The 26,320-nt window shown below is 66.1% G+C and carries 27 protein-coding genes, 1 tRNA gene and 1 pseudogene; 10 read left to right on the forward strand and 19 right to left on the reverse strand.

Annotation, left to right across the window (positions count from 1 at the left end):
* Window positions 1–33 precede the first annotated feature (33 nt).
* Both ACFJGT_RS10350 and ACFJGT_RS10355 read left to right on the forward strand, forming a co-directional pair.
* The gene (locus tag ACFJGT_RS10350) at window positions 34–1,239 is read left to right on the forward strand and encodes a bifunctional 2-C-methyl-D-erythritol 4-phosphate cytidylyltransferase/2-C-methyl-D-erythritol 2,4-cyclodiphosphate synthase (RefSeq protein WP_377848432.1); all 1,206 of its coding nucleotides are present in this window, start codon (window positions 34–36) and stop codon (window positions 1,237–1,239) included.
* Window positions 1,240–1,241: 2 nt separating this feature from the next.
* A complete protein-coding gene (locus ACFJGT_RS10355) occupies window positions 1,242–1,739 on the forward strand; it encodes a CinA family protein (RefSeq protein WP_377848433.1) in 498 nt (165 codons plus the stop codon).
* On the opposite strand, the gene ACFJGT_RS10360 is transcribed toward ACFJGT_RS10355, so the two are convergent.
* From ACFJGT_RS10360 to ACFJGT_RS10420, 13 genes are all read right to left on the reverse strand, one after another.
* Window positions 1,740–2,213: a type II toxin-antitoxin system RatA family toxin gene (locus tag ACFJGT_RS10360; protein ID WP_377848434.1), complete on the reverse strand. Its 474-nt coding sequence runs from the start codon at window positions 2,211–2,213 to the stop codon at window positions 1,740–1,742.
* Between the two features lie 15 nt (window positions 2,214–2,228).
* Complete coding sequence (lipA, locus tag ACFJGT_RS10365; RefSeq protein WP_377848435.1) at window positions 2,229–3,242, reverse strand: lipoyl synthase; 1,014 nt, start codon at window positions 3,240–3,242, stop codon at window positions 2,229–2,231.
* 100 nt (window positions 3,243–3,342) lie between these two features.
* Complete coding sequence (locus ACFJGT_RS10370) at window positions 3,343–3,621, reverse strand: GlsB/YeaQ/YmgE family stress response membrane protein (protein WP_377848436.1); 279 nt, start codon at window positions 3,619–3,621, stop codon at window positions 3,343–3,345.
* Between the two features lie 81 nt (window positions 3,622–3,702).
* Window positions 3,703–4,041: a GlsB/YeaQ/YmgE family stress response membrane protein gene (locus ACFJGT_RS10375; protein WP_377848437.1), complete on the reverse strand. Its 339-nt coding sequence runs from the start codon at window positions 4,039–4,041 to the stop codon at window positions 3,703–3,705.
* 64 nt (window positions 4,042–4,105) lie between these two features.
* Window positions 4,106–4,882, reverse strand: coding sequence for an alpha/beta hydrolase family protein (locus tag ACFJGT_RS10380; protein ID WP_377848438.1), 777 nt, complete (start codon window positions 4,880–4,882; stop codon window positions 4,106–4,108).
* Between the two features lie 70 nt (window positions 4,883–4,952).
* Complete coding sequence (gene lpdA / locus ACFJGT_RS10385; RefSeq protein ID WP_377848439.1) at window positions 4,953–6,392, reverse strand: dihydrolipoyl dehydrogenase; 1,440 nt, start codon at window positions 6,390–6,392, stop codon at window positions 4,953–4,955.
* 18 nt (window positions 6,393–6,410) lie between these two features.
* On the reverse strand, window positions 6,411–7,748 hold the full coding sequence (locus tag ACFJGT_RS10390; protein ID WP_377848440.1) for a pyruvate dehydrogenase complex dihydrolipoamide acetyltransferase: 1,338 nt from the start codon (window positions 7,746–7,748) through the stop codon (window positions 6,411–6,413).
* A gap of 1 nt (window position 7,749) precedes the next feature.
* A complete protein-coding gene (locus ACFJGT_RS10395) occupies window positions 7,750–8,079 on the reverse strand; it encodes a hypothetical protein (RefSeq protein ID WP_377848441.1) in 330 nt (109 codons plus the stop codon).
* Between the two features lie 6 nt (window positions 8,080–8,085).
* On the reverse strand, window positions 8,086–9,486 hold the full coding sequence (locus ACFJGT_RS10400; protein WP_377848442.1) for a pyruvate dehydrogenase complex E1 component subunit beta: 1,401 nt from the start codon (window positions 9,484–9,486) through the stop codon (window positions 8,086–8,088).
* A gap of 60 nt (window positions 9,487–9,546) precedes the next feature.
* The gene (gene pdhA, locus ACFJGT_RS10405; RefSeq protein WP_377848443.1) at window positions 9,547–10,644 is read right to left on the reverse strand and encodes a pyruvate dehydrogenase (acetyl-transferring) E1 component subunit alpha; all 1,098 of its coding nucleotides are present in this window, start codon (window positions 10,642–10,644) and stop codon (window positions 9,547–9,549) included.
* Window positions 10,645–10,919: 275 nt separating this feature from the next.
* On the reverse strand, window positions 10,920–11,198 hold the full coding sequence (locus tag ACFJGT_RS10410; protein ID WP_377848444.1) for a septum formation initiator family protein: 279 nt from the start codon (window positions 11,196–11,198) through the stop codon (window positions 10,920–10,922).
* A 130-nt stretch (window positions 11,199–11,328) separates the two neighbouring features.
* Window positions 11,329–11,403 (reverse strand) — tRNA-Lys (locus ACFJGT_RS10415).
* An 88-nt stretch (window positions 11,404–11,491) separates the two neighbouring features.
* Window positions 11,492–11,755, reverse strand: a complete 264-nt coding sequence (locus ACFJGT_RS10420) for a hypothetical protein (protein ID WP_377848445.1) — start codon at window positions 11,753–11,755, stop codon at window positions 11,492–11,494.
* Between the two features lie 234 nt (window positions 11,756–11,989).
* Between ACFJGT_RS10420 and ACFJGT_RS10425 the strand changes: the two genes are divergently transcribed.
* On the forward strand, window positions 11,990–12,157 hold the full coding sequence (locus tag ACFJGT_RS10425) for a hypothetical protein (RefSeq protein ID WP_377848446.1): 168 nt from the start codon (window positions 11,990–11,992) through the stop codon (window positions 12,155–12,157).
* Window positions 12,158–12,179: 22 nt separating this feature from the next.
* Here ACFJGT_RS10425 and ACFJGT_RS10430 read toward each other — a convergent pair whose 3' ends face one another.
* Complete coding sequence (locus ACFJGT_RS10430; RefSeq protein ID WP_377848447.1) at window positions 12,180–12,383, reverse strand: hypothetical protein; 204 nt, start codon at window positions 12,381–12,383, stop codon at window positions 12,180–12,182.
* Window positions 12,384–12,675: 292 nt separating this feature from the next.
* Here ACFJGT_RS10430 and ACFJGT_RS10435 point away from each other — a divergent pair, with 292 nt between their 5' ends.
* On the forward strand, window positions 12,676–13,203 hold the full coding sequence (locus ACFJGT_RS10435; protein WP_377848448.1) for a PRC-barrel domain-containing protein: 528 nt from the start codon (window positions 12,676–12,678) through the stop codon (window positions 13,201–13,203).
* 80 nt (window positions 13,204–13,283) lie between these two features.
* On the opposite strand, the gene ACFJGT_RS10440 is transcribed toward ACFJGT_RS10435, so the two are convergent.
* Window positions 13,284–14,813, reverse strand: a complete 1,530-nt coding sequence (locus tag ACFJGT_RS10440; RefSeq protein WP_377848449.1) for an NAD(P)H-hydrate dehydratase — start codon at window positions 14,811–14,813, stop codon at window positions 13,284–13,286.
* Between the two features lie 278 nt (window positions 14,814–15,091).
* On the opposite strand from ACFJGT_RS10440, the gene ACFJGT_RS10445 reads away from it, so the two are divergent.
* Complete coding sequence (locus ACFJGT_RS10445) at window positions 15,092–15,430, forward strand: P-II family nitrogen regulator (RefSeq protein ID WP_265059502.1); 339 nt, start codon at window positions 15,092–15,094, stop codon at window positions 15,428–15,430.
* A 98-nt stretch (window positions 15,431–15,528) separates the two neighbouring features.
* A pseudogene (gene glnA, locus ACFJGT_RS10450) lies at window positions 15,529–16,939 on the forward strand (type I glutamate--ammonia ligase).
* 90 nt (window positions 16,940–17,029) lie between these two features.
* Here glnA and ACFJGT_RS10455 read toward each other — a convergent pair.
* Window positions 17,030–18,433: a TIGR03808 family TAT-translocated repetitive protein gene (locus tag ACFJGT_RS10455; protein WP_377848450.1), complete on the reverse strand. Its 1,404-nt coding sequence runs from the start codon at window positions 18,431–18,433 to the stop codon at window positions 17,030–17,032.
* Between the two features lie 281 nt (window positions 18,434–18,714).
* On the opposite strand from ACFJGT_RS10455, the gene ACFJGT_RS10460 reads away from it, so the two are divergent.
* Window positions 18,715–19,773, forward strand: coding sequence for a glycosyltransferase family 4 protein (locus ACFJGT_RS10460; RefSeq protein WP_377848451.1), 1,059 nt, complete (start codon window positions 18,715–18,717; stop codon window positions 19,771–19,773).
* Here ACFJGT_RS10460 and ACFJGT_RS10465 read toward each other — a convergent pair.
* From ACFJGT_RS10465 to ACFJGT_RS10475, 3 genes are all read right to left on the reverse strand, one after another.
* A complete protein-coding gene (locus ACFJGT_RS10465; RefSeq protein WP_377848452.1) occupies window positions 19,765–20,670 on the reverse strand; it encodes a glycosyltransferase family 2 protein in 906 nt (301 codons plus the stop codon). The two genes, ACFJGT_RS10460 and ACFJGT_RS10465, sit on opposite strands and share 9 nt — an antisense overlap.
* Window positions 20,671–20,676: 6 nt before the next feature.
* Window positions 20,677–22,056, reverse strand: a complete 1,380-nt coding sequence (locus ACFJGT_RS10470; RefSeq protein ID WP_377848453.1) for a hypothetical protein — start codon at window positions 22,054–22,056, stop codon at window positions 20,677–20,679.
* 245 nt (window positions 22,057–22,301) lie between these two features.
* Window positions 22,302–22,499: a hypothetical protein gene (locus tag ACFJGT_RS10475; protein ID WP_377848454.1), complete on the reverse strand. Its 198-nt coding sequence runs from the start codon at window positions 22,497–22,499 to the stop codon at window positions 22,302–22,304.
* 279 nt (window positions 22,500–22,778) lie between these two features.
* On the opposite strand from ACFJGT_RS10475, the gene parE reads away from it, so the two are divergent.
* The 3 genes from parE (at window position 22,779) to ACFJGT_RS10490 (ending at window position 26,320) form a co-directional block, all read left to right on the forward strand.
* Window positions 22,779–24,860 carry a DNA topoisomerase IV subunit B gene (gene parE / locus ACFJGT_RS10480; protein WP_377848455.1) on the forward strand — a complete coding sequence of 694 codons (2,082 nt, stop codon included), beginning with the start codon at window positions 22,779–22,781 and terminating at the stop codon, window positions 24,858–24,860.
* Between the two features lie 156 nt (window positions 24,861–25,016).
* Complete coding sequence (locus ACFJGT_RS10485; RefSeq protein WP_377848456.1) at window positions 25,017–25,958, forward strand: LysR family transcriptional regulator; 942 nt, start codon at window positions 25,017–25,019, stop codon at window positions 25,956–25,958.
* 101 nt (window positions 25,959–26,059) lie between these two features.
* Window positions 26,060–26,320 carry a hypothetical protein gene (locus ACFJGT_RS10490; protein WP_377848457.1) on the forward strand — a complete coding sequence of 87 codons (261 nt, stop codon included), beginning with the start codon at window positions 26,060–26,062 and terminating at the stop codon, window positions 26,318–26,320.

Genomic DNA, 26,320 nt, shown 5'->3' on the forward strand with positions numbered 1-26,320 from the left:
CCCATGACCCGCTTGCAGATAGGATCCCGCGCCGTGCTCCGCCAATCCGATGCGCTCCCGCCGGTTGCCGCCCTGCTGGTCGCGGCTGGCCGCGGCCTGCGGGCCGGCGATGGCGAGCCGAAGCAATATCGCCTCGTCGAGGGACGCCCGGTTCTCGCCCATGCGCTGACGCCCTTCCTGGCGGAGCCGTCGATCGAGCGCATCGCCGTCGTCATCGGCGAAGGCGACGAGGCGCGCTATGCCAATGCCATGGCCGGCATCGACAGCACCCGGCTTGCAGCCCCGACTCTCGGCGGCGCGACGCGCCAGGCCTCCGTGCGGCGCGGGCTGCTTGCGCTGTCCCGCGAGGGCTTCGACGGCATCGTGCTCGTCCATGACGCCGCCCGGCCCTTCGTCTCTCGCGCCCAGATCAGTGCGGCGATCCACCGGCTAGCTGCTGGAGGCATCGCCGCGATCCCCGCCCTGCCCGTGACCGATACGGTGAAGCGCACCAGCGCCGACGGCCATGTCGCCGAAACCCCGCCGCGCGACCAGCTCGTCACAGTCCAGACCCCGCAGGCCTTCCGCTTCAGGCCGCTGCTGGAGGCCCATGAAGCCGCGGAAGCGGCGCTCCTCCATGGCTTCACCGACGATGCCGCCCTGATGGAATGGGCCGGTCACCCCGTCGCGACCTTCCAGGGCGACCCGGCCAATGTGAAATTGACCCATGCCGCGGATTTCCCGCGGGCCGCGGCGCACCCCGGCAAGACCCTCGTGACGCGGGTCGGCACCGGCTACGACGTCCATGCCTTCGGCCCCGGCGACCATGTCTGGCTCGGCGGCGTCCGGATCGGGCACGACCAGGGCGTCATCGCCCATTCCGACGGCGACGTCGCGTTGCATGCCCTGACCGACGCCCTGCTCGGCGCGCTCGCAGACGGCGATATCGGTACGCATTTCCCGCCAAGCGATCCGCAATGGCGCGGCGCGGCCTCGGCGCAGTTCCTCGCCTTCGCGGCAGCGCGTGTCCGCGAGCGCGGCGGTCGGATCGATTTCCTCGATCTCACCGTCGTCTGCGAAGCGCCGAAGATCGGTCCGCATCGCGAGGCCATCCGCGCCGAGATCGCGGCGATCGCCGGCATTCCCGTAAGCAAGGTCGCGATCAAGGCGACGACCTCGGAGCGCATGGGCTTCACCGGCCGGCGCGAGGGCCTCGTCGCATTTGGGACGGCAACGATCCGCCTGCCCGAGGAGGACTAGCCATGTTCGATCCCGACATCCGCTTGCTCGCAGCCGAGCTGCTCAACATGAGCAAGGAGCGCGGCTTCACGGTCGCGACGGTCGAATCCTGCACCGGCGGCCTCGTTGGCGGTGCGCTGACCGCGATCGCCGGATCGTCCTCGATGGTTCAGGGTGGCCTCATCACTTACTCCAACGAGGCCAAGGCCGCGCTTGCCGGCGTTCCGATGGCGCTGATCAAGCAGCACGGCGCCGTCAGCGAGCCGGTGGCCCGTGCGATGGCGGAAGGCGGGCGCCAACGCCTCAATGCCACTTTCGCGGTCTCGATCACCGGCGTCGCTGGCCCCGGCGGCGGCAGCGTGGAGAAGCCGGTCGGCCTGGTTCACTTCGCCTGCGCCGGCCCTTCCGGCACGCGCCATCGCGAGCGCCGCTTCGGCGAGCAGTCGCGCGACGAGGTCCGCCGGCTCAGCGTGCTGGAGGCGCTCGACCTGCTACGCGAGACGGTGCTGACCGGGCCCTGATCAGGCGCCGATCGCCGGCGCCGCGCCGCGGCCATAGACCAGCTCGGCCCGTTTCTCGAAGGCTTCGGCGAATTTGCGGAAAGCCTTGTCGAACATCGCGCCCATCAAGAGGCCGAGCATCCGGCTGGCGAATTCATAGGAAATGAAGAAGCCGATCTCACAGCCCGCCTCATGCGGCTTGAAGGTCCAGCGGTTCTCCAGATAGCGGAACGGCCCGTCGACATATTCGACGAGGATCTTGAGATTGGCCGGATCGAGCGTGACGCGGCTGGTGAAGGTCTCGCGGATCGCCTTGTAGCCGACGCTCATATCGGCGAGCAGCACCTCGCCGCCGCTCTCGCGCGGCGTACGCCGGCGCACCGTCAGCCCCTCGCAGAGCGGCAGGAACTGCGGATATGTCTCGACATCCGCGACGAGCGCGAACATCTGCCCGGGCGAGTGCCTCACCCGGCGGGTGCTGTTGAACATCGGCATCGAGAATGCGCCTTCTCAGCCGCGGCCGTTGTGGCCGATACCGATCTGGGCATCGCGCGCGGCCCGCAAACGGGCGAAATCCTCGCCGGCGTGATGCGAGGAGCGGGTCAGCGGCGTCGAGGACACCATCAGGAAGCCCTTGGCATAGGCGATGGTCTCGAAGCTCTTGAACTCGTCGGGCGTGACGAAGCGGATCACCGCATGGTGCTTGCGCGAGGGCGCGAGATACTGGCCGATCGTCATGAAATCGACCTCGGCCGAGCGCAGGTCGTCCATGAGCTGAAGCACCTCGTTCCGCTCCTCGCCGAGGCCGACCATGATGCCGGACTTGGTGAAGATGGTCGGATCGAGCTCCTTCACCCGCTGCAGCAGGCGCAGCGAATGGAAATAGCGCGCGCCCGGGCGGACCTTCAGGTACTTGCCCGGCACGGTTTCGAGATTGTGGTTGAAGACGTCGGGCTTGGCCGCCACGACCACTTCGAGCGCGCCGGGCTTGCGCAGGAAATCCGGCGTCAGGATCTCGATCGTGGTGCCGGGAGAGGCCTTGCGGATGGCGTGGATCACATTGGCGAAATGTTCGGCGCCGCCATCCTTGAGGTCGTCGCGATCGACCGAGGTGATCACGACATGCTCGAGTCCGAGCTTGGCGACGGCGTCAGCCACCTTGCGCGGCTCTTCCAGGTCGAGCGGCTGCGGCACGCCGGTCTTCACGTTGCAGAAGGCGCAGGCCCGCGTGCAGGTGTCGCCCATGATCATGAAAGTGGCGTGCTTCTTTTCCCAGCACTCACCGATATTGGGGCAGCCGGCCTCCTCGCAGACCGTGACCAGCTTCTCGGCCTTCACGATCGCCTTGGTCTCGGCCCATTTCGGCGAGCCCGGCGCCTTGACGCGAATCCAGTCCGGCTTGCGCAGGACCGGGTTCTCCGGGCGCTTCTGCTTTTCGGGATGACGGACTTCCGCGGCTTGCGCCTTCGGGTTGCCGGCATTGGGCCGCGGATCGCGGTTCAGCAGGTCGAGAACAAGCGCCATAACAGGGTCCGGGCTTCAACAGCGGGAGCCGGCCAAGCCGGCTCCCTCTAGCTAATGCCCAAAGCGCTCCGCCGCAACTGCCGGCCCCGGCAACAGAGCTTCACCGGCGACCGCGGGCCGCGTTCCAGATCACGATGACGATAACGGCGCCGGCCACCGCCGCGACCAGCGTCCGCCAGAAGCCGAAGACCGGAATCGCCAGGAGTTCGGCGACCTTGGCGCCGACGAACGAACCGGCGACGCCGACCAGCATATTGGTGAAGAGCCCGTGGTCGGACGAGGTCAGGCGCTCGGCAATCCAGCCGGCGATGATGCCGATCAGCAGCGTCATGAAGAAGCCATAGCCCGGCTGGGCCATGGTGGCGGCAAAGCTTTCCATCGCGGATATTCCCCTAGCCATGCACGGATGCGCGCGCAATCAACGGTCCCGGTCTGAGCCGGTTCCAGCCGCGATGTTATCTCACGCGATGAAACGTGCCAGCAGGATGACGAGGATCGCGCCGATCACCGCCATGCCGGCATCGTCGAGGAAGCTGTAGCCGGTATTCAGGCGCCAACCCGTCAGGCGCACGATCCCCTGCCCGATCAGCATCCCGAGCACGCCGACGACCGCGTGGCGGATCACCCCGCCGCCTCCCACGATGAGGCTTGCGGCGAAGCCGATGACGGTTCCGGAGGCGACCGTCGGCACGATGACGCTCCAGTCGAGGGGCAGCGTCCGGCGCGGCGGCAGGATCTCGATCTCCTCGTCGCGGACGACGCGGTCGGGCTTGGATGATTTGCGGGTGCGTGGCGGCATCGGCGCAATATGGAGCGCGGGTGGGGCGACGCCAAGCCGGTCCCGGTCCCTTTATCGCTATGAATTAGCGCGCCATCGCACCCAACGCGGAAACGGAGCTTGCCGCCAGCGCGCCGCTGAAACCATGCCCGCCCCCGACAAGCTGCACCTTCGCCGCCAAGCCGCGTGCCTGCGCCTTGGCGACATAATCCGTCGCCAGCTCCGGGCGGGTGTTGTCATCGGCCTGGCCGGTGACCGCGACGATCGGGGTGCCGCCGGGGATGCCGGACACATAGTCCACCGGCGACTGGGCCGAGCCGGGGCGCCGGCCGCGGCTGGCATACCAGGCCGGGACGTCACAGGGGCAGGACACCAGCACGAGGCCATTGATCAGGCCCGGATTGTTGCCGGCAACCACGCCGATCGTGCCCGCACCGCCGGAATGGCCGAGAGCGACGACGCTGCGGGCATTGAAACGCTGCCTCAACTCGCGGATCGCGCCGGCGACGGCACTGTTGTTGCCGGAGTGGAACGTATCGCGCCGGCCGTTGTCGGAGCCGTCGCTGCGATGGCCGGTACGGTCGTAATAGCCGGGCCGCAGCAGGGCGACGGCGACGACATTCTTGCGTCCGGCAGCGAACTGACGGGCATAGGCATACATGTAATCGGCAGGCCCACCGGCCGAGACATCGCCATGGACGAAAACGGCAAGGACGGGACGCCCGCCACCGCCGGGCGCCGCGCCGAACGCCTCATAGGCCAGGCCGTTGGCGCATTTGTCGCCTTCGCAGGCCAGGGCTCCGGCGCTGCCGAACAAGGCAGCCGCAAGACCGGCGAGAACTCTCACACCCAAGCGCTTCATAGCTGCTCCCCCGCCGCCGCCGCGCCTGCAGAGAGCCAGCTCCGCAGGCTCTCCGTTATCGTCGTTTGCCTCAGGCGTTCAGCACCTTGCCGTAGGCGTCGAGCACGCTCTCCTTCATCACCTCCGACAGGGTCGGATGCGGGAAGATGGTGTGCATCAGCTCTTCCTCGGTCGTCTCGAGGTTCATGGCGACGACGAAGCCCTGGATCAGCTCGGTCACTTCCGGGCCGACGAGATGGGCGCCGAGCAGCTTGCCGGTCTTGGCGTCGAAGATCGTCTTGGCCAGGCCGCTATCCTCGCCGAGCGCAACGGCCTTGCCGTTGGCGACGAAGTTGAAGCGGCCGACCTTGATCTCGTGGCCGGCGGCCTTGGCCTTCGCCTCGGTCAGGCCGACGCTGGCGATCTGCGGGTGGCAATAGGTGCAGCCCGGGATCATCAGCTTGTCCATCGGGTGCGGATGCAGGCCCTTGATCGCCTCGACGCAGATCACCGCCTCGTGCTCGGCCTTGTGCGCCAGCATCGGCGGGCCGGCGACATCGCCGATCGCATAGACGCCCTTGACGTTGGTCCGGCAGAGATCGTCGATGACGATGCAGCCGCGGTCGGTCTTCACGCCGAGCGTCTCGAGGCCGAGATTCTCGATATTGCCGACCACGCCGACGGCCGAGATCATCCGGTCCGCGGTGATCGTCTGCTTGCCGCCCTTCTCGTCCTCGATATGGGCGGTGACCGAGTCCGCGCCCTTTTCGACCTTGGTCACCTTGGCGCCGGTCAGGATCTTCATGCCCTGCTTCTCGAAGGCTTTTCGCGCGAAGGCGCCGATCTCGGCATCCTCCACCGGAACGACCTGCGGCAGCACCTCGACCACCGTGACCTCGACGCCCATCGTCCGGTAGAACGAGGCGAACTCGATGCCGATGGCGCCGGAGCCCATCACGAGCAGCGATTTCGGCATCTTGGCCGGCACCATCGACTCGAAATAGGTCCAGATCAGCTTGCCGTCCGGCTCGAGACCGGGCAGCGCGCGCGGCCTTGCGCCGGTCGCGACGATGATGTGGTCGGCGGTATAGGTGCCCTCGCCCTTGGCGTTCTTGGGCGGCGGCGTCTGGGGCTGCATCGCCGGTTTCTTGGTCGGCGCGACCGCAATGGTGCCGGCCTTGGTCAGCTTGGCCTCGCCCCAGATCACGTCGACCTTGTTCTTCTTCATCAGGAACTGGACGCCGTTGTTCATCCGCGCGGCGACGCCGCGCGAACGCTTCACGATGGCTTCCAAGTCTGCCTTAAAGGAGCCCTCCAGAACCAGCCCGTAATCCTTGGCGTGCTGGCCGTAATGCAGGATCTCGGCCGAGCGCAGCAGCGCCTTGGTCGGGATGCAGCCCCAGTTCGAGCAGATGCCGGCAAGGTGCTCGCGCTCGACGATTGCGGTCCTGAAGCCGAGCTGGGCGGCCCGGATGGCGGCGATATAGCCGCCGGGGCCGGAGCCGATGACGATGATGTCGTAGTCAGCCATGGTCTCTCTCCCCGCCGCTCAGACCAGCATCGCCATGGGCTTTTCGATATAGCCCTTGAACGCCGCCAGAAGCTCGGCGCCGAGCGCGCCGTCGACGGCGCGGTGATCGGTCGAGAGCGTCACCGACATCACCGTCGCCACAGCCGGCTGGCCGCCCTTGACGATGACGCGCTGCTCGCCGGCGCCGACCGCCAGGATCGTCGCATGCGGCGGATTGACGATCGCCGCGAAGTCCTTGACCCCGAACATGCCGAGATTGGAGACCGCCGTCGTGCCGCCCTGGTACTCCTCGGGCTTCAGCTTGCGGGCCTTGGCGCGGGCCGCCATGTCCTTCATCTCGTTGGAGATCTGCGACAGGCTCTTGTGGCAGGCATCGCGGATGATCGGCGTGATCAGGCCGCCGGGAATCGAGACGGCGACGCCGACATCGGCATGCTTGTGCTTGAGCATGGTGTTGTCGGTCCAGGACACGTTGGCGTCCGGCACGGCCCTGAGCGCCAGCGCCAGCGCCTTGATCACCATGTCGTTGACCGAGAGCTTATAGGCCGGCTTGCCGTCCTTCTCCGGCGCCGCGGCGTTGAGCTCCCCGCGCAGCTTCAAGAGCGCATCGAGTTCGCAATCGACGGTGACGTAAAAATGCGGAACGGTCTGCTTGGCCTCGGTCAGGCGGCGCGCGATCGTCTTGCGCATGCCGTCATGCGGGACTTCCTCGTAGGAGCCCGGCTCGAACAGCTTCTTGACCTGCTCGTCGGAGGGACCGCTCGCAAGCGGCGCGGCCGGAGGCTTGGCGGCCGGAGCTACGGTAGCAGCAGCAGCCGGCGCGGCCTTGGCGCCGCCGCCGACCTTGGCAGCCTCGACATCCTTCTCGACGATGCGGCCATGCGGGCCCGAGCCCTTGATCGCATTGAGGTCGAGCCCGGCGTCCTTCGCGAGCCGGCGGGCAAGCGGCGAGGCGAAGGAGCGGCTGCCGCCGGAGGAAGCCGGAGCCGCCGCGGGAGCGGCCGCAGCCGAAGCGGGAGCCGCAGCGGGGGCCGGAGCCTCAGCCTTCGGAGCCTCGGCCTTGGCGGGCGCGGCGCTACCGGCAGCCGGCGCGGAGACGCTCTTGGCGTCCTCGCCCTCGCCGGCGATCACGCCGATGATCTCGTTGACCGCAACATCGGCCGTGCCTTCCGGCACCACGATCTTGGCGAGGATGCCCTCGTCGACCGCCTCGACCTCCATCGTGGCCTTGTCGGTCTCGATCTCGGCGATGATATCGCCGGACTTGATCGTGTCGCCTTCCTTCTTCAGCCACTTGGCGAGATTGCCCTTCTCCATGGTGGGAGAGAGCGCGGGCATCAGGATGTTCGTCGGCATTTTAAGACGCTCCGATCTCGTCGAACGGCTTCAAGGTTTTACCGATGACCGCAAAATCATTCTGGTGGAAATAATCTCGGCCTAAGAGATCGACAATTGCGTCGTTCTCCTTCGCGAAATCATTCAGATAGAAGAGATCGCCGGCCCCAACGCCAATCACGCGTTGCTGCTTGTCACCGTTATTCCACTTAATTTCGACAGCGGCCCAAACAACTACCCGCTCATATTCAGTAGTTTCGGGGGCGCTCGGATCGAAGTTGTAACGCGCCCACCAACCGTCTGCGTTTGTTATAGAGATTAACTTGGTAATCTGTGCAGTCTCGTGCCCCATGGCTGCTCACCGATAGCAGACGGCCTTGGCCGCCGCGACGACCTCGCCGATGTTCGGAAGCGCGAGCTTCTCGAGGTTCGCCGCGTAGGGCATCGGCACGTCCTTGCCGGTGACACGGGCGACGGGCGCGTCGAGATAATCGAAGGCCGCCTCCATGATCTTCATGCCGATCTCGGCGGTGACGCCGGACTGCGGGAAGCCCTCCTCGACCGCGACGCAGCGATTGGTCTTCTGCACCGAGGCGATGACGGTCTCGATATCCATCGGACGGATCGTCCTGAGGTCGATGACCTCGGCCTCGATGCCCTCCTTGGCCAGCGCCTCGGCCGCGCCGAGCGCATAGGTCATGCCGATGCCGAAGGAGACGATCGTCACGTCCGTGCCGGGACGCACCACCTTCGCCTTGCCGATCGGGATCAGGAAGTCGTCGCCCTTCGGCACGTCGAAGGACTTGCCGTACATGATCTCGTTCTCGAGGAAGATCACCGGGTTCGGGTCGCGGATCGCGCTCTTCAGCAGGCCCTTCGCGTCGGAGGCGCTGTAGGGCATCACGACCTTGAGGCCGGGCACGTTCGAGTACCACGCCGCATAATCATGGCTGTGCTGGGCGCCGACGCGGGCGGCCGCGCCGTTGGGACCGCGGAACACGATCGGCGCGCCCATCTGGCCGCCGGACATGTAGAGCGTCTTGGCGGCGGAGTTGATGATGTGGTCGATCGCCTGCATGGCGAAGTTGAAGGTCATGAACTCGACGATCGGCTTCAGGCCGGAGAGCGCCGCGCCGACGCCGATGCCGGCGAAACCGTGCTCGGTGATCGGCGTGTCGATGACGCGCTTGGCGCCGAATTCCTGCAGCAGCCCTTGCGTGACCTTGTAGGCGCCCTGATACTCGGCGACCTCCTCGCCCATGACGAAGACGTCCTTGTCACGGCGCATCTCCTCGGCCATCGCGTCGCGCAGCGCTTCGCGAACCGTGGTGCTGACGATCTCGGCGCCGGCCGGGAATTCCGACGAGGAATCATAGGCCTTGGCCTGAGCGGGAACGCTGGCGACCGAAGCTGCAGCAGCCGGAGCGGCTTCAACAGCGGGGGCCGACGCAGGCGCGGCCTTGGCTTCGGGAGCAGCAGCCTTGCCGCCACCGCTGGCAGCGGCCGCAACATCCTCGCCCTCGGCGGCGATCACGCCAATCAGCGTGTTCACCGCGACGTTCTCGCTGCCGTCCGGCACCACGATCTTGGCGAGGATGCCCTCGTCGACCGCCTCGACCTCCATCGTGGCCTTGTCGGTCTCGATCTCGGCGATGATATCGCCGGCCTTGACCTGATCGCCCTCTTTCTTCAGCCACTTGGCCAGTTTTCCTTCCTCCATGGTGGGAGAAAGCGCAGGCATGAGAATGTCGATCGGCATGAACGCACCCGGATTCTAAGACGCGGGGAAAAGGATGAAGGCCGGAGAGATGCGGGGCGATCAGCCCCGCGGGGCTTCCAGCAAAATGTCGGTGTAGAGCTCCGACGGATCCGGCTCGGGATCATGGGTCGCGAACTCGGCGGCATCGTTGACGATCTCGCGCACCTTGGCGTCGATCGCCTTGAGTTCGTCCTCGCCGACCTTGAAGTCGCGAACGAGACGGGCGCGCACCTGCTCGATCGGATCGTGTTCCTCGCGCATGCGCTGAACTTCGTCCTTAGAGCGGTACTTCGCTGGGTCGGACATCGAATGCCCGCGATAGCGATAGGTCTGCATCTCCAGGATATACGGCCCCTTGCCGGAGCGGGCATGCTCGATGGCGCGCAGGCCGGCTTCGCGCACGGCGCGGACATCCATGCCATCGACCTGCTCGCCGGGGATGTTGAAGGAGACGCCGCGACGGGAGAAATCGGTCTGCGCCGAGGCGCGGTTGACCGAGGTGCCCATGGCGTAGCGGTTGTTCTCGATCACGAATACGACCGGCAGCTTCCAGAGCTCGGCCATGTTGAAGCTCTCGTAGACCTGGCCCTGGTTGGCCGCGCCGTCGCCGAAATAGGTCATCGAGACCGTGTTGTCGCCGCGATACCAGTCGGCGAAGGCGAGCCCCGTCCCGAGCGAGACCTGCCCGCCGACGATGCCGTGGCCGCCGTAGAAGTTCTTCTCGCGGCTGAACATGTGCATCGAGCCGCCCTTGCCGCGCGAATAGCCGCCGCGCCGGCCGGTCAGTTCCGCCATCACGCCGCGCAATTCCATGCCGCAGGCCAGCATATGGCCGTGGTCGCGATAGCCGGTGATGACCTGGTCGCCATCCTTCGACGCCATCTGCATGCCGATGACGACGGCTTCCTGGCCGATATAGAGATGGCAGAAGCCGCCGATCAGGCCCATGCCGTACATCTGGCCGGCCTTCTCCTCGAAGCGCCGGATCAGCAGCATCTCGCGATAGGCGTGGAGATCTTCGTCCTTGCTGAAGGTCGGTGTGTTGCTGAGGGCCCCCTCGACCTTGCCGGCGCTTTCCTTGCCCGCGCGGGCCTTTGCCGGCTTTGCAGCGGCTTTGGGTTGAGCGGGAGCTTTCGACTTACGCGCAGCAACAGCCATAGGCGGTCCTCCAAGGTCATCCGACTATTGTTGTAGAGGATCGAAAAAACCTTGGCGAGCACGCTATCTCGCAATGCAGCATAGGATAACCCTTTGAAAAACAAGGATTCGGCTATGTGAACCGGATTTCAGTTAATCGATACGTCCGGAACTAAGCGTCGCAGCTTCCGGAACCTTCGGATCGAAAGATGGAACTCGCCTGCCGGACGCGCCGACGCTGAAACGGCAAGCAGGCTGGCCACGCTGGCTTGGGAAGATGCCTCGGCAGCCGCGGCTCAGCGGCCCATGATGACGACGTCGTTCTTGTGGGTCCGGCCGAGGATCTCGCGGGCATTCTCTTCGAGGAGGTCGCGATCGACGGCCTCGCTGCGCACCAGGGCGAGCTTCTGCTCCCAGAACTTGCGTTCGGTCGTCAAGGCCGCGAGTTCGCCCTCCATATCGCGCAGCGATTCCCGGATCGCGCCGCGCGCCTCGAGGCCGCGCGCGCCGTGCTGGGCGTGGAACATGAAATAGGCCACTGCCGCCCCCGACACGAGATAGAGGGCCAATGTCACGAAGATCGACCGGAGACCGCGGCGAATAACCATGCCGAAACGCTAGGGCGGTTTGGTTTCCGACGGGTTAACGCACCCGATCGAACCGATCGGCAGCCGGCACAAAATCAGGCATGACGGGTGCTGGCGCTGGTGAGCGGGGTGGGGATCGAACCCACGACCACATGATTAAAAGTCACGTGCTCTACCACTGAGCTACCCGCCCTCACCGGGCCGCTGAATACGGAGCCGAGCGACGCCGGTCAACACGTTCCGTGAAGATTGGTCGCGACCAGCTCCCTTCATCACATCTTTCACCCAAGCCGCCGGGTCACGCCGCCACCCTTGTGTCCGTGGCCCGGGCGAAGCGCCGGCGCAGGCAGCAGATACGCACCACCGGCCCCGCCAAGCGCGGGCCAGCCGGGGTCGGCATAGGCATTGAGCTCCCAGCAGCGCAGGTGCTGACGCTCCGCATCGGTTGTGGCATCCGAACAGGCCGAGACCTGCGATCGCTGCCAGAAGGCGGATGCCGGCGTGCCGGCCGCTGCCATCATCGCCGCCGCCAGGCAGGTCGACATCAGAAAACCTCGCATCGCCTGTCCTTTCGGCACCTTGCATCCAGCCGGGAAGCGCTCATCATGTCGGCACGCCCTTGCCGAAGGCTTAAATCGAAGCCCCGCTGCGCCGCGGGTGGAACCTGCCCTGCCCGAAAGCGGTTCGGATCGACATCGGGAGCCGTTCGCCGCCATGGACGCGCCGCATCCCTCACCGCTGGCGGATATCCCGCCCCGCTGCCTTAGGAGAACAAGCCTGTGAAGCTACCCATCGCGATCCATACCGACGAAGACTACGATCGCGCCCAGCAGCGCGTGAAAGAACTGAACGCAATGCCGGACGGCGACGAGAAGGAACGCGAACTGCAGGCGCTTGCCGAAGCCATGCTCGCCTTCGAATTGCGCCGAGACGACGCCGACGACTGACGCAAGGGCCCGGTCCGGCACTTCAGGAATCGTTGCTCGCATTAAGGTCTTCAGGTCGCAGCCCCTCGTCGGGCTCCGCGGCATGCTCCGGGCTGGCCGCCCAGGCGACAAGAATTTCCATGACGACATCGGCGCGCGAACGGCCCTGCCGATGGATGTCGATATGACGGTCGAGCATGGCCAGCGTGCGTTCGTCGACGAGAAGCGTAACCGGGATCGCGGGCATCGGAGCACCTCGTAGAGCCGGGGTGGAACAGCGCGCTCGGCTGCGACGTTGCACGAATGCGGCATTGGAGCACAGCTCCGAACGGCTAGCAAACGCCCGACAGGATCAAGTCAATCCTGACGGCACCATGCCATATAACACGTATATGGCCTCTCCAACCGTATATTTCGATCGATCATCGAAATTAAATGGACGGCTGCTCGAACAAATCCGCCTCTCGCTAGTTATCAATTCGACCCCGCTTCAAAGCGGAAACTTTCTGGAGGAAGATATGATCAGGCATCATCATCTCATGTTGTCCACCGTTGGTGTCGCGATGCTCGCCACGGCCGCCATGGCTCAGACCAGCGCGCCGACGCCGCCCTCCTCGGCGCCCGCCGCGCCAAGCGCAACACAGTCGACCGCCAGCACCGCCGCCGAAACCAATCTCGCCGGCCAGGGCAAGTGGCGCACCAGCAAGCTGATCGGCGTCGACGTCTACGGCCCCGACGACAAGAAGGTCGGCGACGTCACCGAGGTGATCGTCGACAAGACCGGCAAGGTCGAGATGGTCACGATCGGCGTCGGCGGTTTCCTCGGCATCGGCTCGAAGGATGTCGCGGTGCCCTTCGATCAGGTGACCTGGAGCGACCAGCCGATCGCGCCGCCGGCGCCGGCGCCCGCTCCGGCTGGTGGTGCCAGCGGTACGGGTGGCGGCATGGCCTCGCCGCCGGCTGCGGCAGCCCCGAAGGCGCCGGCCATGTATCCGGATCACGGCAAGATCACGATGACCAAGGACCAGCTCAAGTCCGCGCCGAGCGTGACGTATTCCGGCACCTGACGGACGCTGCGCTAAGCGGATAGACCGCTGAACAGGCCCGCTCCGTGGAAACGGGGCGGGCCTTTTGCTGCCGGCTTGCGTCAAGCCACGGGAAGGTCCCGCATCAGCGACGGAATCGCCTCCGGCAGATCGTCGGCGATCAGCCCCATTCCGAGCCTCTCCCCGGCGAGGCCGTGCAGCCAGACGGCCGCGCAGCTCGCCTCGAACGCGGGCATGCCCTGGGCCAGCAGGCCGGCGATCATGCCGGCCAGCACGTCGCCCGACCCTGCCGTTGCCAGCGCCGCTGATCCCGTTGCGTTGATGGCGGCGCGCTCGTCCGGAGCCGCGATCACCGTATCGGCTCCCTTGTAGACGACGACGGCGCCTGACAGCGCGGCGGCCTTGCGGGTCCGCTCGAGCTTCGACGGCTCACCGGCAATCGCGGTTTCCCTCCCGAACAGGCGCTGGAACTCGCCCTCATGCGGCGTCAGCACCGCCTCACCATGGCGGCCGCGGAGAAGGCGCGCGCCACCGTCAGAAAAACCCGCCAAGGCGGTCAGCGCATCGGCGTCCAGCACGGCCGGCCGGTCGCTTTCGATCACGGCACGCACCAGATCCTGCGCCCGTCGGTCGAGACCGAGCGCCGGTCCCGCGAGGATGCCGGAGATCCGGCGATCCTCCAGGAATACCTCCAAGGCGGCCCCATCGGCCACCGCTCGCTGCATCAGCGCATCCGGCCCCCGCGCTGCATGGATCGGCAAGGCCGCAGGCTCGCAGAGAAGAGTCGCAAGCCCGGCACCGATCCGCAACGCAGCGCGGGCGCTCAGCCGCGGCGCTCCGACGCCCGCCACCCCGCCAGCCAGCACGGCAACCGCACCGCGCCGGAATTTATGCGTATCGACCTCTTGTTTCGGCCAGGCCTGCCGCCAGAGCGCGGGATCGTTGCGGAAGGCCGACGACCCGACGGCATCCAGCGCTTCGCGAGCCGGAATGCCGATATCGGCGACCGTCACCGGGCCGCAGAGCGACCGCCCCGGCTGGAGCAAGTGCCCGGGTTTCAATCGAAAGAACGTGACGGTCTCGCTCGCCCTGACAGCAATGCCTTCCGCCCGACCGGTATCGCCGGACACGCCGCTCGGGATGTCTACGGCGACGACGGGGCACCCCATCCCGTTGAGAAAGGCCACCGCTTCGGCGAAGGCCCCGGAGAGCGGGCGCGTCAGGCCGGCGCCGAACAGCGCATCGACGAGGATATCGCTATGCGCTGCACCGAGCGCGCTCAGCGGCTCGGCCGCGCCGGCCCAGCGCTCGAGCGCGATGGCGGCGTCGCCCTTGAAGCCGTCCGAACCGCCCGGCAACACCACGCGGACTTTCAGCCCATTCTCGCGCAGAAGGCGCGCCGCGACGAAACCGTCCCCGCCGTTGTTGCCGGGTCCGCAGAGCACCATGACGCAGCCGCGGGCCCCTGCCCGCCTGAGCACGGCATGCGCCACCGCGCGCCCCGCGCGCTCCATCAGTTCGATGCCGGGCGTGCCCGCCGCGATCGCGGCGCGATCGGCCATCGCAATCTGCTGCGTGGTCAGCAAGGCGAGCTCCGCCTTGCCCGCGCGATCGGTGTTCGTGTCATCCATGCCGCATCTTCAGGCGGGGCCGGACAGGCCGCAAGTTGCGGCGGAATGCCGCTTATGATCAACAGATACGCATATGCTCATTTTTTGTGCTGTTTATTGCCTTTTCGTCAGGCGCCCCAACAGGCGCTGCCGCATGGCGGGGCGTCGGCGCCAATGCTATGAGCAGAAGCAGGGTTGCAAGCGTCCGAGGCTGCGGGGCTCTTTCCCGCGCCGAGGGGCGCCATCAGCGACAGTCCGGCCCAGGCCGGACTTCGACACGCAAGGAGGCCGGTCGGCGCATGAAGAAGATCGAAGCGATCATCAAGCCCTTCAAGCTGGACGAGGTGAAGGAGGCCCTCCAGGAAGTCGGGCTGCAGGGAATCACCGTCCTGGAAGCCAAGGGCTTCGGCCGCCAGAAGGGCCATACCGAGCTCTATCGCGGCGCCGAATACGTCGTCGATTTCCTGCCGAAGGTGAAGATCGAGATCGTGCTCGCCGACGACATGCTGGATCGTGCCATCGAGGCCATCATGAAGGCCGCCCAGACCGGCCGCATCGGAGATGGCAAGATTTTTGTATCGACCATCGAGGGGGTGATCCGCATCCGCACCGGCGAGACCGGCGCGGACGCGATCTGAGGACTTCTCCCGCCTCATTGAATAACGAGCCGCAGGCCGGATTGGAGCCGGGTGCGGCAGCGTGAATGTGAACATGGCTGGCAAGAGGAATTGCTGAAATGAAAAGCGCCAAGGATGTCCTCAAGGCGATCAAGGACAACGACGTCAAATACGTCGACTTCCGCTTCACCGACCCGCGCGGCAAGTGGCAGCACTGGACCTTCGATGTCAGCATCATCGACGAGGACATCTTCGCCGAGGGCACGATGTTCGACGGCTCCTCGATCGCCGGCTGGAAGGCGATCAACGAGTTCCGACATGCTGCTGATGCCGGATCCGACGACCGCCGTGATGGACCCGTTCTTCTCGGCTCCGACCATGGTCATTAACTGCGACGTGCTTGAGCCCGCCACCGGCGAGCCCTATAGCCGTGACCCGCGCGGCATCGCCAAGAAGGCCGAGGCCTATCTCAAGTCGACCGGCATCGGCGACACCGTCTATGTCGGCCCCGAGGCCGAGTTCTTCATCTTCGACGACGTCAAGATCTCCGCCGACCCGTACAACACGGGCTTCAAGCTCGACGCCGCCGAGCTGCCGACCAACGGCATGACCGATTACGAGGGCGGCAATCTCGGCCACCGCATCGCCACCAAGGGCGGCTACTTCCCGGTCCCGCCGCAGGACATGGCGCAGGACATGCGCGGCGAGATGCTCGCGGCCATGGCCTCGATGGGCGTCGCCGTCGAGAAGCACCATCACGAGGTCGCCTCGGCCCAGCATGAGCTCGGCATGAAGTTCGACACGCTGGTGAAGACCGCCGACCAGCTGCAGACCTACAAGTACTGCATCCACAACGTCGCCCAGAGCTACGGCAAGACCGCGACCTTCATGCCGAAGCCGGTCTATGGCGACAACGGCTCGGGCATGCATGTCCACCAGTCGATCTGGAAGAACGGCAAGCCGCTCTTCGCCGGCAACAAATACGCCGACCTGTCGCAGGAGTGCCTCTGGTACATCGGCGGCATCATCAAGCACGCCAAGGCGCTGAACGCCTTCACCAACCCCTCGACCAACTCCTACAAGCGCCTCGTCCCGGGCTATGAGGCCCCGGTTCTGCTCGCCTATTCGGCGCGCAACCGCTCGGCCTCCTGCCGTATTCCGTGGACGACCTCGCCGAAGGCCAAGCGCGTCGAGGTCCGCTTCCCCGATCCGATGGCGAACCCCTATCTCGCCTTCTCGGCCCTGATGATGGCCGGCCTCGACGGCATCGTGAACAAGATCGATCCCGGCCCGGCGATGGACAAGGACCTCTACGACCTGCCGCCGCGCGAGCTGAAGAAGATCCCGACCGTCTGCGGCTCGCTGCGCGAGGCGCTGGAAGCGCTGAAGAAGGACAACGCCTTCCTCAAGGCCGGCGGCGTCTTCTCCGACGACTTCATCGAGAGCTATATCGAGCTCAAGATGCAGGATGTGGCGCGCTTCGAGATGACGCCGCACCCGGTCGAGTTCGCGATGTACTACTCGTACTGAGGCGATCGGCCGGCGCCATAAGCGCCGGCTGGCACAGACTTGCCGGGGCGCCTTCGCGCCCCGGCTTTTTTATGCGGTGTCGCCTGCCCGTCAAGAGGCCCGATTGTCGACGATGAGGATCTGCCCGGAGCTTCCCGCCGTCTGGGAAGCGAGATTGGCGTTATAGCTCGTCAAGGGCGGGAAGAGTCCGACCGTCGATGCAGACACGATCGCATTTGCGCCCGCGTCGGAAATGATATTGTTGCTCAGGACCATCTTGCCAGCCTGGGCGTTCGACGAGAAGGCAATGCCGACGCCGCAGCTGCGGATCAAATTCCCATCGCAGATCAGATCACGCGCGCCTTCAGCCACGCCGAGCTTGATGCCGCCGGCCGCCCCTTCGACGATGTTCCCGCTCACCACGGAATCCTGTTCCACGGTGATGCCGATGGCAGTGGTGTTGTAGTTTCCGACCCCTCCCGAGCCCGGAATCGCAGTGGGGGTCAGGTTGCTGATCTGGTTGCCGGCCACGACCGAGCGGCGGGCGACGCCATCGTTGTAATAACCGGAATTACCGACATTGATGCCGTCGCCTGCGGTATCGACGCGGTTGTTTACGATGGTTGCACCGGTTCCGTTCTGCCCCGCGCCCGGCGCTTCGTAATAGAGGCAGGCCTCGCGGATGTTCCAGCAGGAATTGCCCTGGATGAGGACACGCGAGCCGCCATTCACACGGACTGCCGAGAACGCGCAGTTGAAGATCGTGTTGCCGGTGATCGAAACATCGTTGGCCAGATAGGCTGAGACAGCATTGCCGTTGGCGCCCGTGCCGGCATCGCTGCCGACGAAGTTGAAGAAGCTGTCGCGAACGACCGAGAGATTGCCGCCGCTCCCGAGCGTCCCGTAGATCGCGACACCATTGTTCCTGGCGCCCACGACGCGGCAGCCCTCGACCAGGGTCTCCGAACTGAACGACCAGACGGCGACGTCGATATTGTCGAAGCTGCAGTCGCTGATGCGCGGTCGTGAATCGTTCACGCACAGGAGCGCGGCCTTGTACGACCCGGCCGGCTCGCTGCCGGTCTTGGCCGTGTTGCGGAACGTGCAGCGCGAGAACGTGGCGTCATAGGCATTGTCAGCGATGACGAGACCTGCCGCTGCTGTGATGACGTTCGGAGCGGAATAGGCCGGCAAACCCAGGTTCTGCCCGTCGAAGACGAGGTTTCGGAAGGTCATGCCGACTTGGCCGGACACCCGCAGGCCATAATTGCCGCCAGTCAGCCTCAGGACAGCCTCGCCGGCAGCGCAGAAAACCTCGATGGCACGGCCGGAGCCGTTCGTCGTCAGAATGTCGATATTGGATATGTCATAGGTGCCGGGGCGAAGCTGGAGGGGTTTGGCGGCATTCCGGGCAGCCTCGATGGCGGCTCCGACCGATCCGGGGGTGAAGCCGGACGGCGCCGGGGTGGCGGGGTCCGCGATCACCAGATCATCGAAAATGCGATAGCCAGGCATTGAAAACTCCGTAGCGGTGTTGGTCTGAATCGGCTCGCCTCGCTGCCGCATGGCAGAATAAGAACGAACAAGGAACACAATAAGCTTAAATTCCTATAACGCAACCACTTGACATGATTTTCTCCTTCGGCCCCGCGCCGACGCGCGGGTAACCTGACCTTCATCCGTCGTCCGGCAATGTCGGCGGACGAATTCCGGATGGCGGTGCCCAAGAGTTGCAGACACAGGCCTTGCAGGTGATCTCGATCAACGGCCGCTTCCTCGGCCAGCCGCTCACCGGCGTGCAGCGCTTCGCTCTCGAATTGACCAGAGCGTTGGATCGCAGGATCGGCGCAGGAACCGTACCCGAAGCGCTAAAGGACGCGCGCTGGCGGCTGCTCGCCCCGCAGGGCACCCCTGAAACCAGCGAATTCCGGCATATCGCCCTGGAGCGCTTCGGCCCTTTCTCGGGCCACCTTTGGGAACAGACTGCGCTCGCTCGCCGCGCCGCAGGAGATATCCTCGTCGGCTTCGGCGGCAGCGGCCCCCTGCTCCACCGCCGGCAGCTCGTCGTGATCCACGACGTCACCATCTTCCGCCATCCGGAAGCGTTCAGCAGAGCCTATCGCACCACCCACAAGCTCCTCGGCTTCGGGCTGACGCGCACCGCGCGCATCGCAACCGTCTCCCGGTTCTCACGCGGCGAACTCGGCACGATCTTCGGTGTCGCGCCGGAGAATATCCCGGTGATCCACAACGCGACCGATCATTTCGCCGCGATCGCGCCCGATGACGCCGTGCTCGACACATTCAATCTGCGTGGCAAGAAATTTTTCCTACTGGTCGGCACACTGAAGCCCAACAAGAACATCGCCTTCGCGATCCGCGCCTTCGCAGCCCTCGGGCTGAGCGACTGGAGGTTCGTGATTGTCGGCGGGATCGAGCCCGGGGTCTTCCGCGGCGGCGCGCTCGACGCGGCCGAGGATCTGGTTTTCACAGGGCGCCTCCCCGATGCGCAGATCGCCGCGCTCGAACGCCATGCCGGTGCCTTCGTCTTTCCCAGCCTCTATGAAGGGTTCGGCATCCCGCCTTTGGAGGCGATGAGCCAGGGTTGCCCCGTGCTGGCCGCCGACATTCCCCCGGTGCGCGAAGCCTGCAGCGATGCCGCGTTGTATTTCGATCCGCGCGATCAGGCCGGGCTGATGCAGGCGATGCGGCAGATCGTCGAGCACCCGCAGCAACGGGCCGCGCTCGTCGCGAAGGGCGAGGCCAATCTCGAGCGCTTTTCCTGGGACAAGAGCGCACAGGCCTTGCTGGCCGTCGTCGCCGATATGGCCAAACGCGACAGCGGCTCAGCGTAGGGACAGGATGCGCCGCGGATCGAGCTTTCCGCGCAGCAGGTCCCACAGGGCGAGCAAATTGCCCTTCAGGCGGCCGCGCCGGTCGACGATGCCTTGCGGCCGCAGGCAGCCCAACGCATTCGCGATGGGGTTGCCGATCGCAAATCGGAGCCCCCGCGGCCAGCGCATCGTGCCCTTGCGCACGACATAGACCGTGTTTGCGATCTGCGAGTAGCCGAACTGCACGCCGGAGGTGCGGCCGCGCTTCACGCCGCGATGCACGCCGCGCAAGGCTTCGGCGAAGACGATCCGGCCATGGCTGCGAAGCTGGCCGGAAAAATCGATATCCTCGTGCCAGCCATAGAGCGGCAGGTTCTCGTCGAAGCGCGCGCTGGCATGCGTCATCGCCGCGAAGCGCGCGACCATGTTGCAGCCATAGAGATTGTCGATCGGCTTCACGTCGGGTCGCTCCGGCGCCCTGTCCGCCGATAGCAGCGCCAGCGCCTCCGGCAGCCCGATTCCCGGGCCGCGAATGCCGTCGGCCAGGAGATGGCCGGTCGCCGCGATGATATCAGGGTTCTGTTGGAAGAGCCGCTCCGTCTCGGCGAGAAAGCGATCAGCCGGCAGATAATCGTCGTCGAAGAACACGATCAGGTCCGGAGCACCCACCCGGTCGAGGATGGCGTTGCGCTGCGCGCTCGACCCCCGTGGGCCGTCGACCCGCTCCGCCGGAACCGTCAGGCTCGCGGCATGGTCCCAGTCGACGTCATCGGCAGCGACCGGGCAGATCAGGATGCGGTCCGGGCGCCGCTCCTGCCGGTCGATCTGCGCCAGCGTATCGCGCAGCACTTCACGGCGCCCGCTGGTGGCGATCGCGACGACGATGATGGCTGGTTTCGGGTTGGGCGTATCGTTCATGATGCCTCAGCGTGCGATCCAGCGGACGAGGGTGAGCAGGGAACGGGCGCTGAGGCCGGCCGCAACCGCAGCCGCCAATCCGGCCGCCATCAGCGGATCGCCGGCGAGCCAGCGTGAGATCAACCAAGCGAGCACAAGCGCCGCCGCGGGCAGCATGACCGGCTGCCAGGGCATTGCGAAAGACCTCCAGCGCAGCATGAGCACGCCGATCGCCGTCGCCGCTGCCGCGCCCGCAGCCGCTCCGGCGGCGATGGCCGTGTCGGCGCCCGAAGACAGGATGGCTCCGGCGAAAGCGCCGGCGCATGTCAGCACGCAGTCGAGAACCGCAAGCCCCAGGATAATCGGCAGGCGGCGCTGGAGATGGGCCGCTGCCGGGAGGACGGTCTGGATGAGCGCGCGCAGCATCGCCATCAGCATCACGAAAGGCGCGGTCCGCAGGAACGCCTCCCGCAATCCGGCCGGAATGACGAGCTCGGTCGCGAGGCCGAGCACGGCGATGATTCCGGCAGCGCCGATCAGGGAGAGACCGACCAGAAGCGCGTAATAGCGACCGAGTTCGGCCTGAATCGCCTGGGGATCACCCTTGCGGTCGAACAGGGCCACCAGTTCCGGGAAGCGGATCGCCTGCAGGGACGACGTGACCATGATGAAGGGGCGCTGCAGCAGATCGAGCGCCAGCATCGGCCCCGCAGCGGCGGTGCCAAGCGAACCGAGCAGAATGGATTTGAGACCGAGCGGCACCAGCAGGGTTGCGACCCCGGCCCCGGCCGAGATACCGCCATAGACCAGATTGCGCTTGGCGATATCGCTCTGCCAGCGCGCCGAAAGCGGGAGTACCCGGCGCGACAGCGCCCAGGCGATGGCGCAGTAGATCAGATTGCCGACCAGGACGCCGGCGAGCACATGGGCGAGATCGGGCCGGAACGCGGCCCCGATGATCGTGGCCGCCGCCAGGATCGTCGCGCGCGCACCCTGGAGCCAGGAGAACAGCCTGAACTCCTGCCGAAAGCGCAGCATGGTCAGGTGCAATTCACCCGCTCCCTGCAGGATCGCCGCCAATGCCCCGACCAGCCCCAGCCAGACCGGCGCGCCGAAGAGCGGCGCGAGGAAGGCTCCGAGGAGGCAGATGCCGGCACTGCTGGCGAGCTCGACCAGGATAACGCCGCGCTCGGCTTTCTCGCTCGCCTCGTCCGGGCCGGGATAGAACCGGCTGGACGCAGCACGTATCCATTGAAAGCAGACGATGTCTGCGAACTGCACGATGGCGACAAAAAGGGAATAGACAACGTAATCCGCGGCCGGCAGCAGATGGGAAACGACGAGGAGCAGGCCGAAGGCGAGGAGCGACTGATAAAGATAAGCCCCCAAGGCGGCGATCTTGGCCATCAGGTAGCCGCTCCGCTTATGGCGACACAGCCGAGCGTGCTAACGGCCGCGAGCTGGCGGTCAATCTCGCTGGGTGAGTATCGGACCTGCTCGAAACGGGGCTTCCACGTTTCGGTCCCGAGCTTTGATCCATCAGATCTGAGACCGGTGGCGTCGAAACCGATGCCGGGGCGCATTCAACCTCTCCCTTCAGCCTCCGGCCTTAGGGCAAAAAGGTTGATACTTCTGCGCTACCGGCTGTCCTGTCAGGAGAAATGCAGGACCGCAAGTCCAGCGGAGGCCGCAACCGCAGCCAGCCACCAGAGCCAGCGCGAGGCATGTGGATCGCTCGCCGTCAGGGGCGCACCGATGACATCCTCATGACCGAAGGATTCGCCGGCGAGGCGTGCAACACGCTGCAAACCCGCGATACCCGCAACCGGCACTGACTGACGCGACGCCACGGCCTTCTCCCCTCCCGGCCGATCATAGCGCATTGCGGAAATCCGCATAGGCCTGACCTCACTGATCATCCTCGGCACCGATGGTTAACGTGGCCTGAACAGGCCTGTTCCAGCTCGCTCTTGCGCGTGCACGCGACCGGGATGTGACGGGAAGGTGCGCCCGTGCGGCAAGGAGTTTCCGATCCATGGATGAGGTGTCTATAAGCTGCCCCTGACAGGGCGTGGCGGCCCGCAATGCGCTAGAGTTCACAGTCGCGAATCAGGAAGAATCGGTTGGCAATGGCGGATAACGGCGATCTTTTCGGCGGAGAACCGGAGCGGCCGGACGCGGCGAGCCCGCGGCCGGAAGCGCGCCCGCCCGCCGCGAGCCCCAAGGCAGCGCCGGCACCGGCTGCGCCGGCCCGTAACGGCACCCTCTCCGAGGCCGGCTACGACGCCTCCGCCATCGAGGTCCTCGAAGGGCTGGAGCCGGTGCGCCGCCGGCCGGGCATGTATATCGGCGGCACCGACGAGCGCGCCCTGCACCATCTCTTCGCCGAGGTGATCGACAACGCCATGGATGAGGCGGTGGCCGGTCACGCCACCTTCATCGATGTCGAATTGTTCGAGGACGGCTCGATCGCCGTGACCGACAACGGCCGCGGCATCCCGGTCGATCCGCACCCGAAATTCCCCGGCAAATCGGCGCTCGAAGTCATCATGACGACGCTGCATGCCGGCGGAAAGTTCGATTCCAAGGCCTATGAGACCTCGGGCGGCCTGCACGGCGTCGGCGTTTCCGTGGTCAACGCGCTGTCGGACCGGCTCGAGGTCGAGGTAGCGCGCGGCAAGACGCTCTATCGCCAGCTCTTCTCGCGCGGCCTGCCGCAGGGCCCGTTGGAGACGGTTGGCGCCGTCGCCAACCGGCGCGGCACCCGCGTGCGTTTCCACCCGGATGCGCAGATCTTCGGCGAGGGCGCGCATTTCTCCCCGGCCCGCCTGTTCCGGATGGCGCGCTCCAAGGCCTATCTCTTCGGCGGCGTCGAGATCCGCTGGACCTGCGCGCCGGCGCTGCTGAAGCCCGAGGGCGATGTCGCGGCCGAGGCCGTGTTCCGCTTCCCCGGGGGCTTGCGCGACTATCTCGGCCGCGAGATCGAGGGCAAGGATCTCGTCGCCGAACCGATCTTCTCCGGCAAGATTACGAAGGAAGGCAGCCACGGCTCGCTCGAATGGGCGGTGGCCTGGCTCGCGACCGGCGAGGACGGCTTCTCCTCCTCCTACTGCAACACGATCCCCACGCCCGAAGGCGGCACCCATGAGCAGGGCCTGCGCATCGCCCTGCTGCGCGGCTTGCGCGACCATGCCGAGCGCATCGGCCAGTCCAAGCGCATGGCCCAGGTCACCTCGGACGACGTCATGGCCACTTGTGCCGCGATGCTGTCGGTCTTCATCCGCGAGCCGGAATTCCAGGGCCAGACCAAGGACAAGCTCGCGACGCAGGAAGCCCATCGCATCGTCGAGAATGCGATCCGCGACGCCTTCGACCATTGGCTCGCCGCCGCCCCGCAGCAGGCCTTGCGCCTGCTCGACTGGTCGGTCGACCGGGCCGAGGAGCGCCTGCGCCGGCGCCTCGAAAAGGAAGTCTCGCGCAAGACCGCGACCCGGAAGCTCCGCCTGCCCGGCAAGCTCGCCGACTGCTCCAACGCAGGCGCGGCCGGCTCCGAGCTCTTCATCGTCGAGGGTGACTCGGCCGGCGGCTCGGCCAAGCAGGCGCGCAACCGCGCGAACCAGGCGATCCTGCCCTTGCGCGGCAAGATCCTCAACGTCGCCAATGCGACGCGCGAGAAGCTCAATGCCAACCAGCAGCTCGCCGACCTGATCCTGGCGCTGGGCTGTGGCATCGGCCTCCAGTTCCGTGAGGATGATCTGCGCTACGAGAAGGTCATTGTGATGACCGACGCCGATGTCGACGGCGCCCATATCGCCTCGCTGCTCGTCACCTTCTTCTGGCGTCAGATGCCGCGCCTGATCGAGAAGGGGCATCTCTACCTCGCCGTGCCGCCGCTCTACCGGCTCCAGCACGGGGGAAAGAGCGTCTATGCCCGCAACGACGCCCATAAGGACGAGCTGATCGAGACCGTCTTCAAGGGCAAGAAGCCGGAAATCTCGCGGTTCAAGGGCCTTGGCGAAATGATGCCGGCGCAGCTCAAGGAAACCACGATGGACCCGAGCAAGCGCATCCTGCTCAAGGTCATGGTCGACCACGAGGCCAAGGAGGAGACCTCCGACACGGTCGAGCGCCTGATGGGCAACAAGCCGGAAGCGCGCTTCATCTTCATCCAGGAGCGGGCCGCCTTTGCCGGCGAACTGATCGACCTATGAGTTACGAGCCCTGCATGTTTGCAGGGCTGGGGCTCAAGCCCGGCGGGCTGCCCGACGCAGCGTTTCCCGGCAGGGTTCGCGCATGTCGAACCCTCCTCACCTCCCGGACCGCCATGACCGCCGACACCGCTCCACCTGGGACTGGCCACTGACGGCATGGGCGAGCCTGCTTCCCCTCCACCTGGACGCGACGGTGAACTGGCATCGCCAGCCGGACAGGCGTCCTGGGACGACATCCGGATCTTCAACGCCATCGCCGTCGGCGGGTCGATGGCCGTGGCGGCGGCGCAGCTCGGCCTGAGCGAGGCGACGATCGCCCGCAGGCTCAAGGGCCTCGAAACCGCGCTTGGATTGCAGCTCTTCAGCCGCGAGGCCAACCGGCTCGTGCCGACTCTCATTGGCGTCGAACTCGCTGCAGAGGCAGCCTTGGTCGAAGCCGCCGCCAAGCGTTTCGCGATCCGGGCCGATGCTGCCCGCCCACAGGCCGACGCGCCGGTCCGCATCACCGCCACCACCTCGATCAGCCTGCTCCTGACGATGAACGCGACGGCGATCTCGCAGGCTGCCGGCGGGGTCGAGATCGTCATCATCAGCACGCGCAACCGGCTCGACCTGACCCGCGGCGAAGCCGATATCGCGCTGCGGATGACCCGGGTGCCCGGCGAGCCCGGCCATTACGCCCAGAAGGTCGGGCGCCTGATGCAGGCGCTCTATGTCCGCCGCGACGTCGATCCGGCGACCGCACCGATCATCTCGGTCAATCGCGAAACCTCCTCGCGGATCGACGATCACATCATGGCCTATGCCGCAGGCCGGCCGATCGCGGCGCGCGTCGGCGATTCGGCGGCCCGCTACGAAAGCGTCCGTTCGGCCGGAGCGCTGTCGATGGCACCCTGCTTCATGGGCGATGCCGATCCGAGCTTGCGCCGCCTCCAGCCGCCGCCCGAGGAAACCGGAGACGACATCTTCCTGGTTTCGCACGAAGTCTCGCGCCGCAGGCCGGGCGTCGCCGCCGTGCTGAGCGCGCTGCGCAAGCTCTTCAAGGAGCATCAGGCCCGATTGACTGGCCGGGCCGCCGAGAAAGCCGCCGAACTCTAACGTCCTCCGCAATGCGGCAAGACTTGGCTAACCATCTTTTTACGGCTCGGGGCGCATGTTGCCGCAAAGCTCGTGATGTCACGGGCCGCGGAGAGTGCGCCATGCGCCTGATCGAACTGTTCTGGAAGAACAATCGCGGCACCATCGCCGCCGACATTGCCAAGGCCGGCGCGGCCATCGCCTTCCTGTCGGTCATCGCCGCCAACTTCCTGTCGAGCCAGACCGCCTCGCTCGACAAGGATCGCATGGCCGCCGTCAGCCTCGCCGCCTCGAAGCGCCAGCCGACCGACCCGATGATCACCGGCTCGATCGGGCAGAGCGCGAACGCGACGAAGCTCGACCCCTGCGCCCTGCCGCGCTGA

This window comes from Allobosea sp. UC22_33, from assembly GCF_042700715.1.
In the GTDB taxonomy this organism is placed as follows: domain Bacteria; phylum Pseudomonadota; class Alphaproteobacteria; order Rhizobiales; family Beijerinckiaceae; genus Allobosea.

Excerpts from the sequence above, each read along its gene's own strand:
- ACFJGT_RS10355 (WP_377848433.1), top strand. The coding sequence starts at position 1,242 with ATGTTCGATCCCGACATCCGCTTGCTCGCAGCCGAGCTGCTCAACATG.
- ACFJGT_RS10360 (WP_377848434.1), bottom strand. The coding sequence starts at position 2,213 with ATGCCGATGTTCAACAGCACCCGCCGGGTGAGGCACTCGCCCGGGCAG.
- lipA (WP_377848435.1), bottom strand. The coding sequence starts at position 3,242 with ATGGCGCTTGTTCTCGACCTGCTGAACCGCGATCCGCGGCCCAATGCC.
- ACFJGT_RS10370 (WP_377848436.1), bottom strand. The coding sequence starts at position 3,621 with ATGGAAAGCTTTGCCGCCACCATGGCCCAGCCGGGCTATGGCTTCTTC.
- ACFJGT_RS10375 (WP_377848437.1), bottom strand. The coding sequence starts at position 4,041 with ATGCCGCCACGCACCCGCAAATCATCCAAGCCCGACCGCGTCGTCCGC.
- ACFJGT_RS10380 (WP_377848438.1), bottom strand. The coding sequence starts at position 4,882 with ATGAAGCGCTTGGGTGTGAGAGTTCTCGCCGGTCTTGCGGCTGCCTTG.
- lpdA (WP_377848439.1), bottom strand. The coding sequence starts at position 6,392 with ATGGCTGACTACGACATCATCGTCATCGGCTCCGGCCCCGGCGGCTAT.
- ACFJGT_RS10390 (WP_377848440.1), bottom strand. The coding sequence starts at position 7,748 with ATGCCGACGAACATCCTGATGCCCGCGCTCTCTCCCACCATGGAGAAG.
- ACFJGT_RS10395 (WP_377848441.1), bottom strand. The coding sequence starts at position 8,079 with ATGGGGCACGAGACTGCACAGATTACCAAGTTAATCTCTATAACAAAC.
- ACFJGT_RS10400 (WP_377848442.1), bottom strand. The coding sequence starts at position 9,486 with ATGCCGATCGACATTCTCATGCCTGCGCTTTCTCCCACCATGGAGGAA.
- pdhA (WP_377848443.1), bottom strand. The coding sequence starts at position 10,644 with ATGGCTGTTGCTGCGCGTAAGTCGAAAGCTCCCGCTCAACCCAAAGCC.
- ACFJGT_RS10420 (WP_377848445.1), bottom strand. The coding sequence starts at position 11,755 with ATGTCGACCTGCCTGGCGGCGGCGATGATGGCAGCGGCCGGCACGCCG.
- ACFJGT_RS10430 (WP_377848447.1), bottom strand. The coding sequence starts at position 12,383 with ATGCCCGCGATCCCGGTTACGCTTCTCGTCGACGAACGCACGCTGGCC.
- ACFJGT_RS10435 (WP_377848448.1), top strand. The coding sequence starts at position 12,676 with ATGTTGTCCACCGTTGGTGTCGCGATGCTCGCCACGGCCGCCATGGCT.
- ACFJGT_RS10440 (WP_377848449.1), bottom strand. The coding sequence starts at position 14,813 with ATGGATGACACGAACACCGATCGCGCGGGCAAGGCGGAGCTCGCCTTG.
- ACFJGT_RS10445 (WP_265059502.1), top strand. The coding sequence starts at position 15,092 with ATGAAGAAGATCGAAGCGATCATCAAGCCCTTCAAGCTGGACGAGGTG.
- ACFJGT_RS10455 (WP_377848450.1), bottom strand. The coding sequence starts at position 18,433 with ATGCCTGGCTATCGCATTTTCGATGATCTGGTGATCGCGGACCCCGCC.
- ACFJGT_RS10465 (WP_377848452.1), bottom strand. The coding sequence starts at position 20,670 with ATGAACGATACGCCCAACCCGAAACCAGCCATCATCGTCGTCGCGATC.
- ACFJGT_RS10470 (WP_377848453.1), bottom strand. The coding sequence starts at position 22,056 with ATGGCCAAGATCGCCGCCTTGGGGGCTTATCTTTATCAGTCGCTCCTC.
- parE (WP_377848455.1), top strand. The coding sequence starts at position 22,779 with ATGGCGGATAACGGCGATCTTTTCGGCGGAGAACCGGAGCGGCCGGAC.
- ACFJGT_RS10485 (WP_377848456.1), top strand. The coding sequence starts at position 25,017 with ATGGGCGAGCCTGCTTCCCCTCCACCTGGACGCGACGGTGAACTGGCA.
- ACFJGT_RS10490 (WP_377848457.1), top strand. The coding sequence starts at position 26,060 with ATGCGCCTGATCGAACTGTTCTGGAAGAACAATCGCGGCACCATCGCC.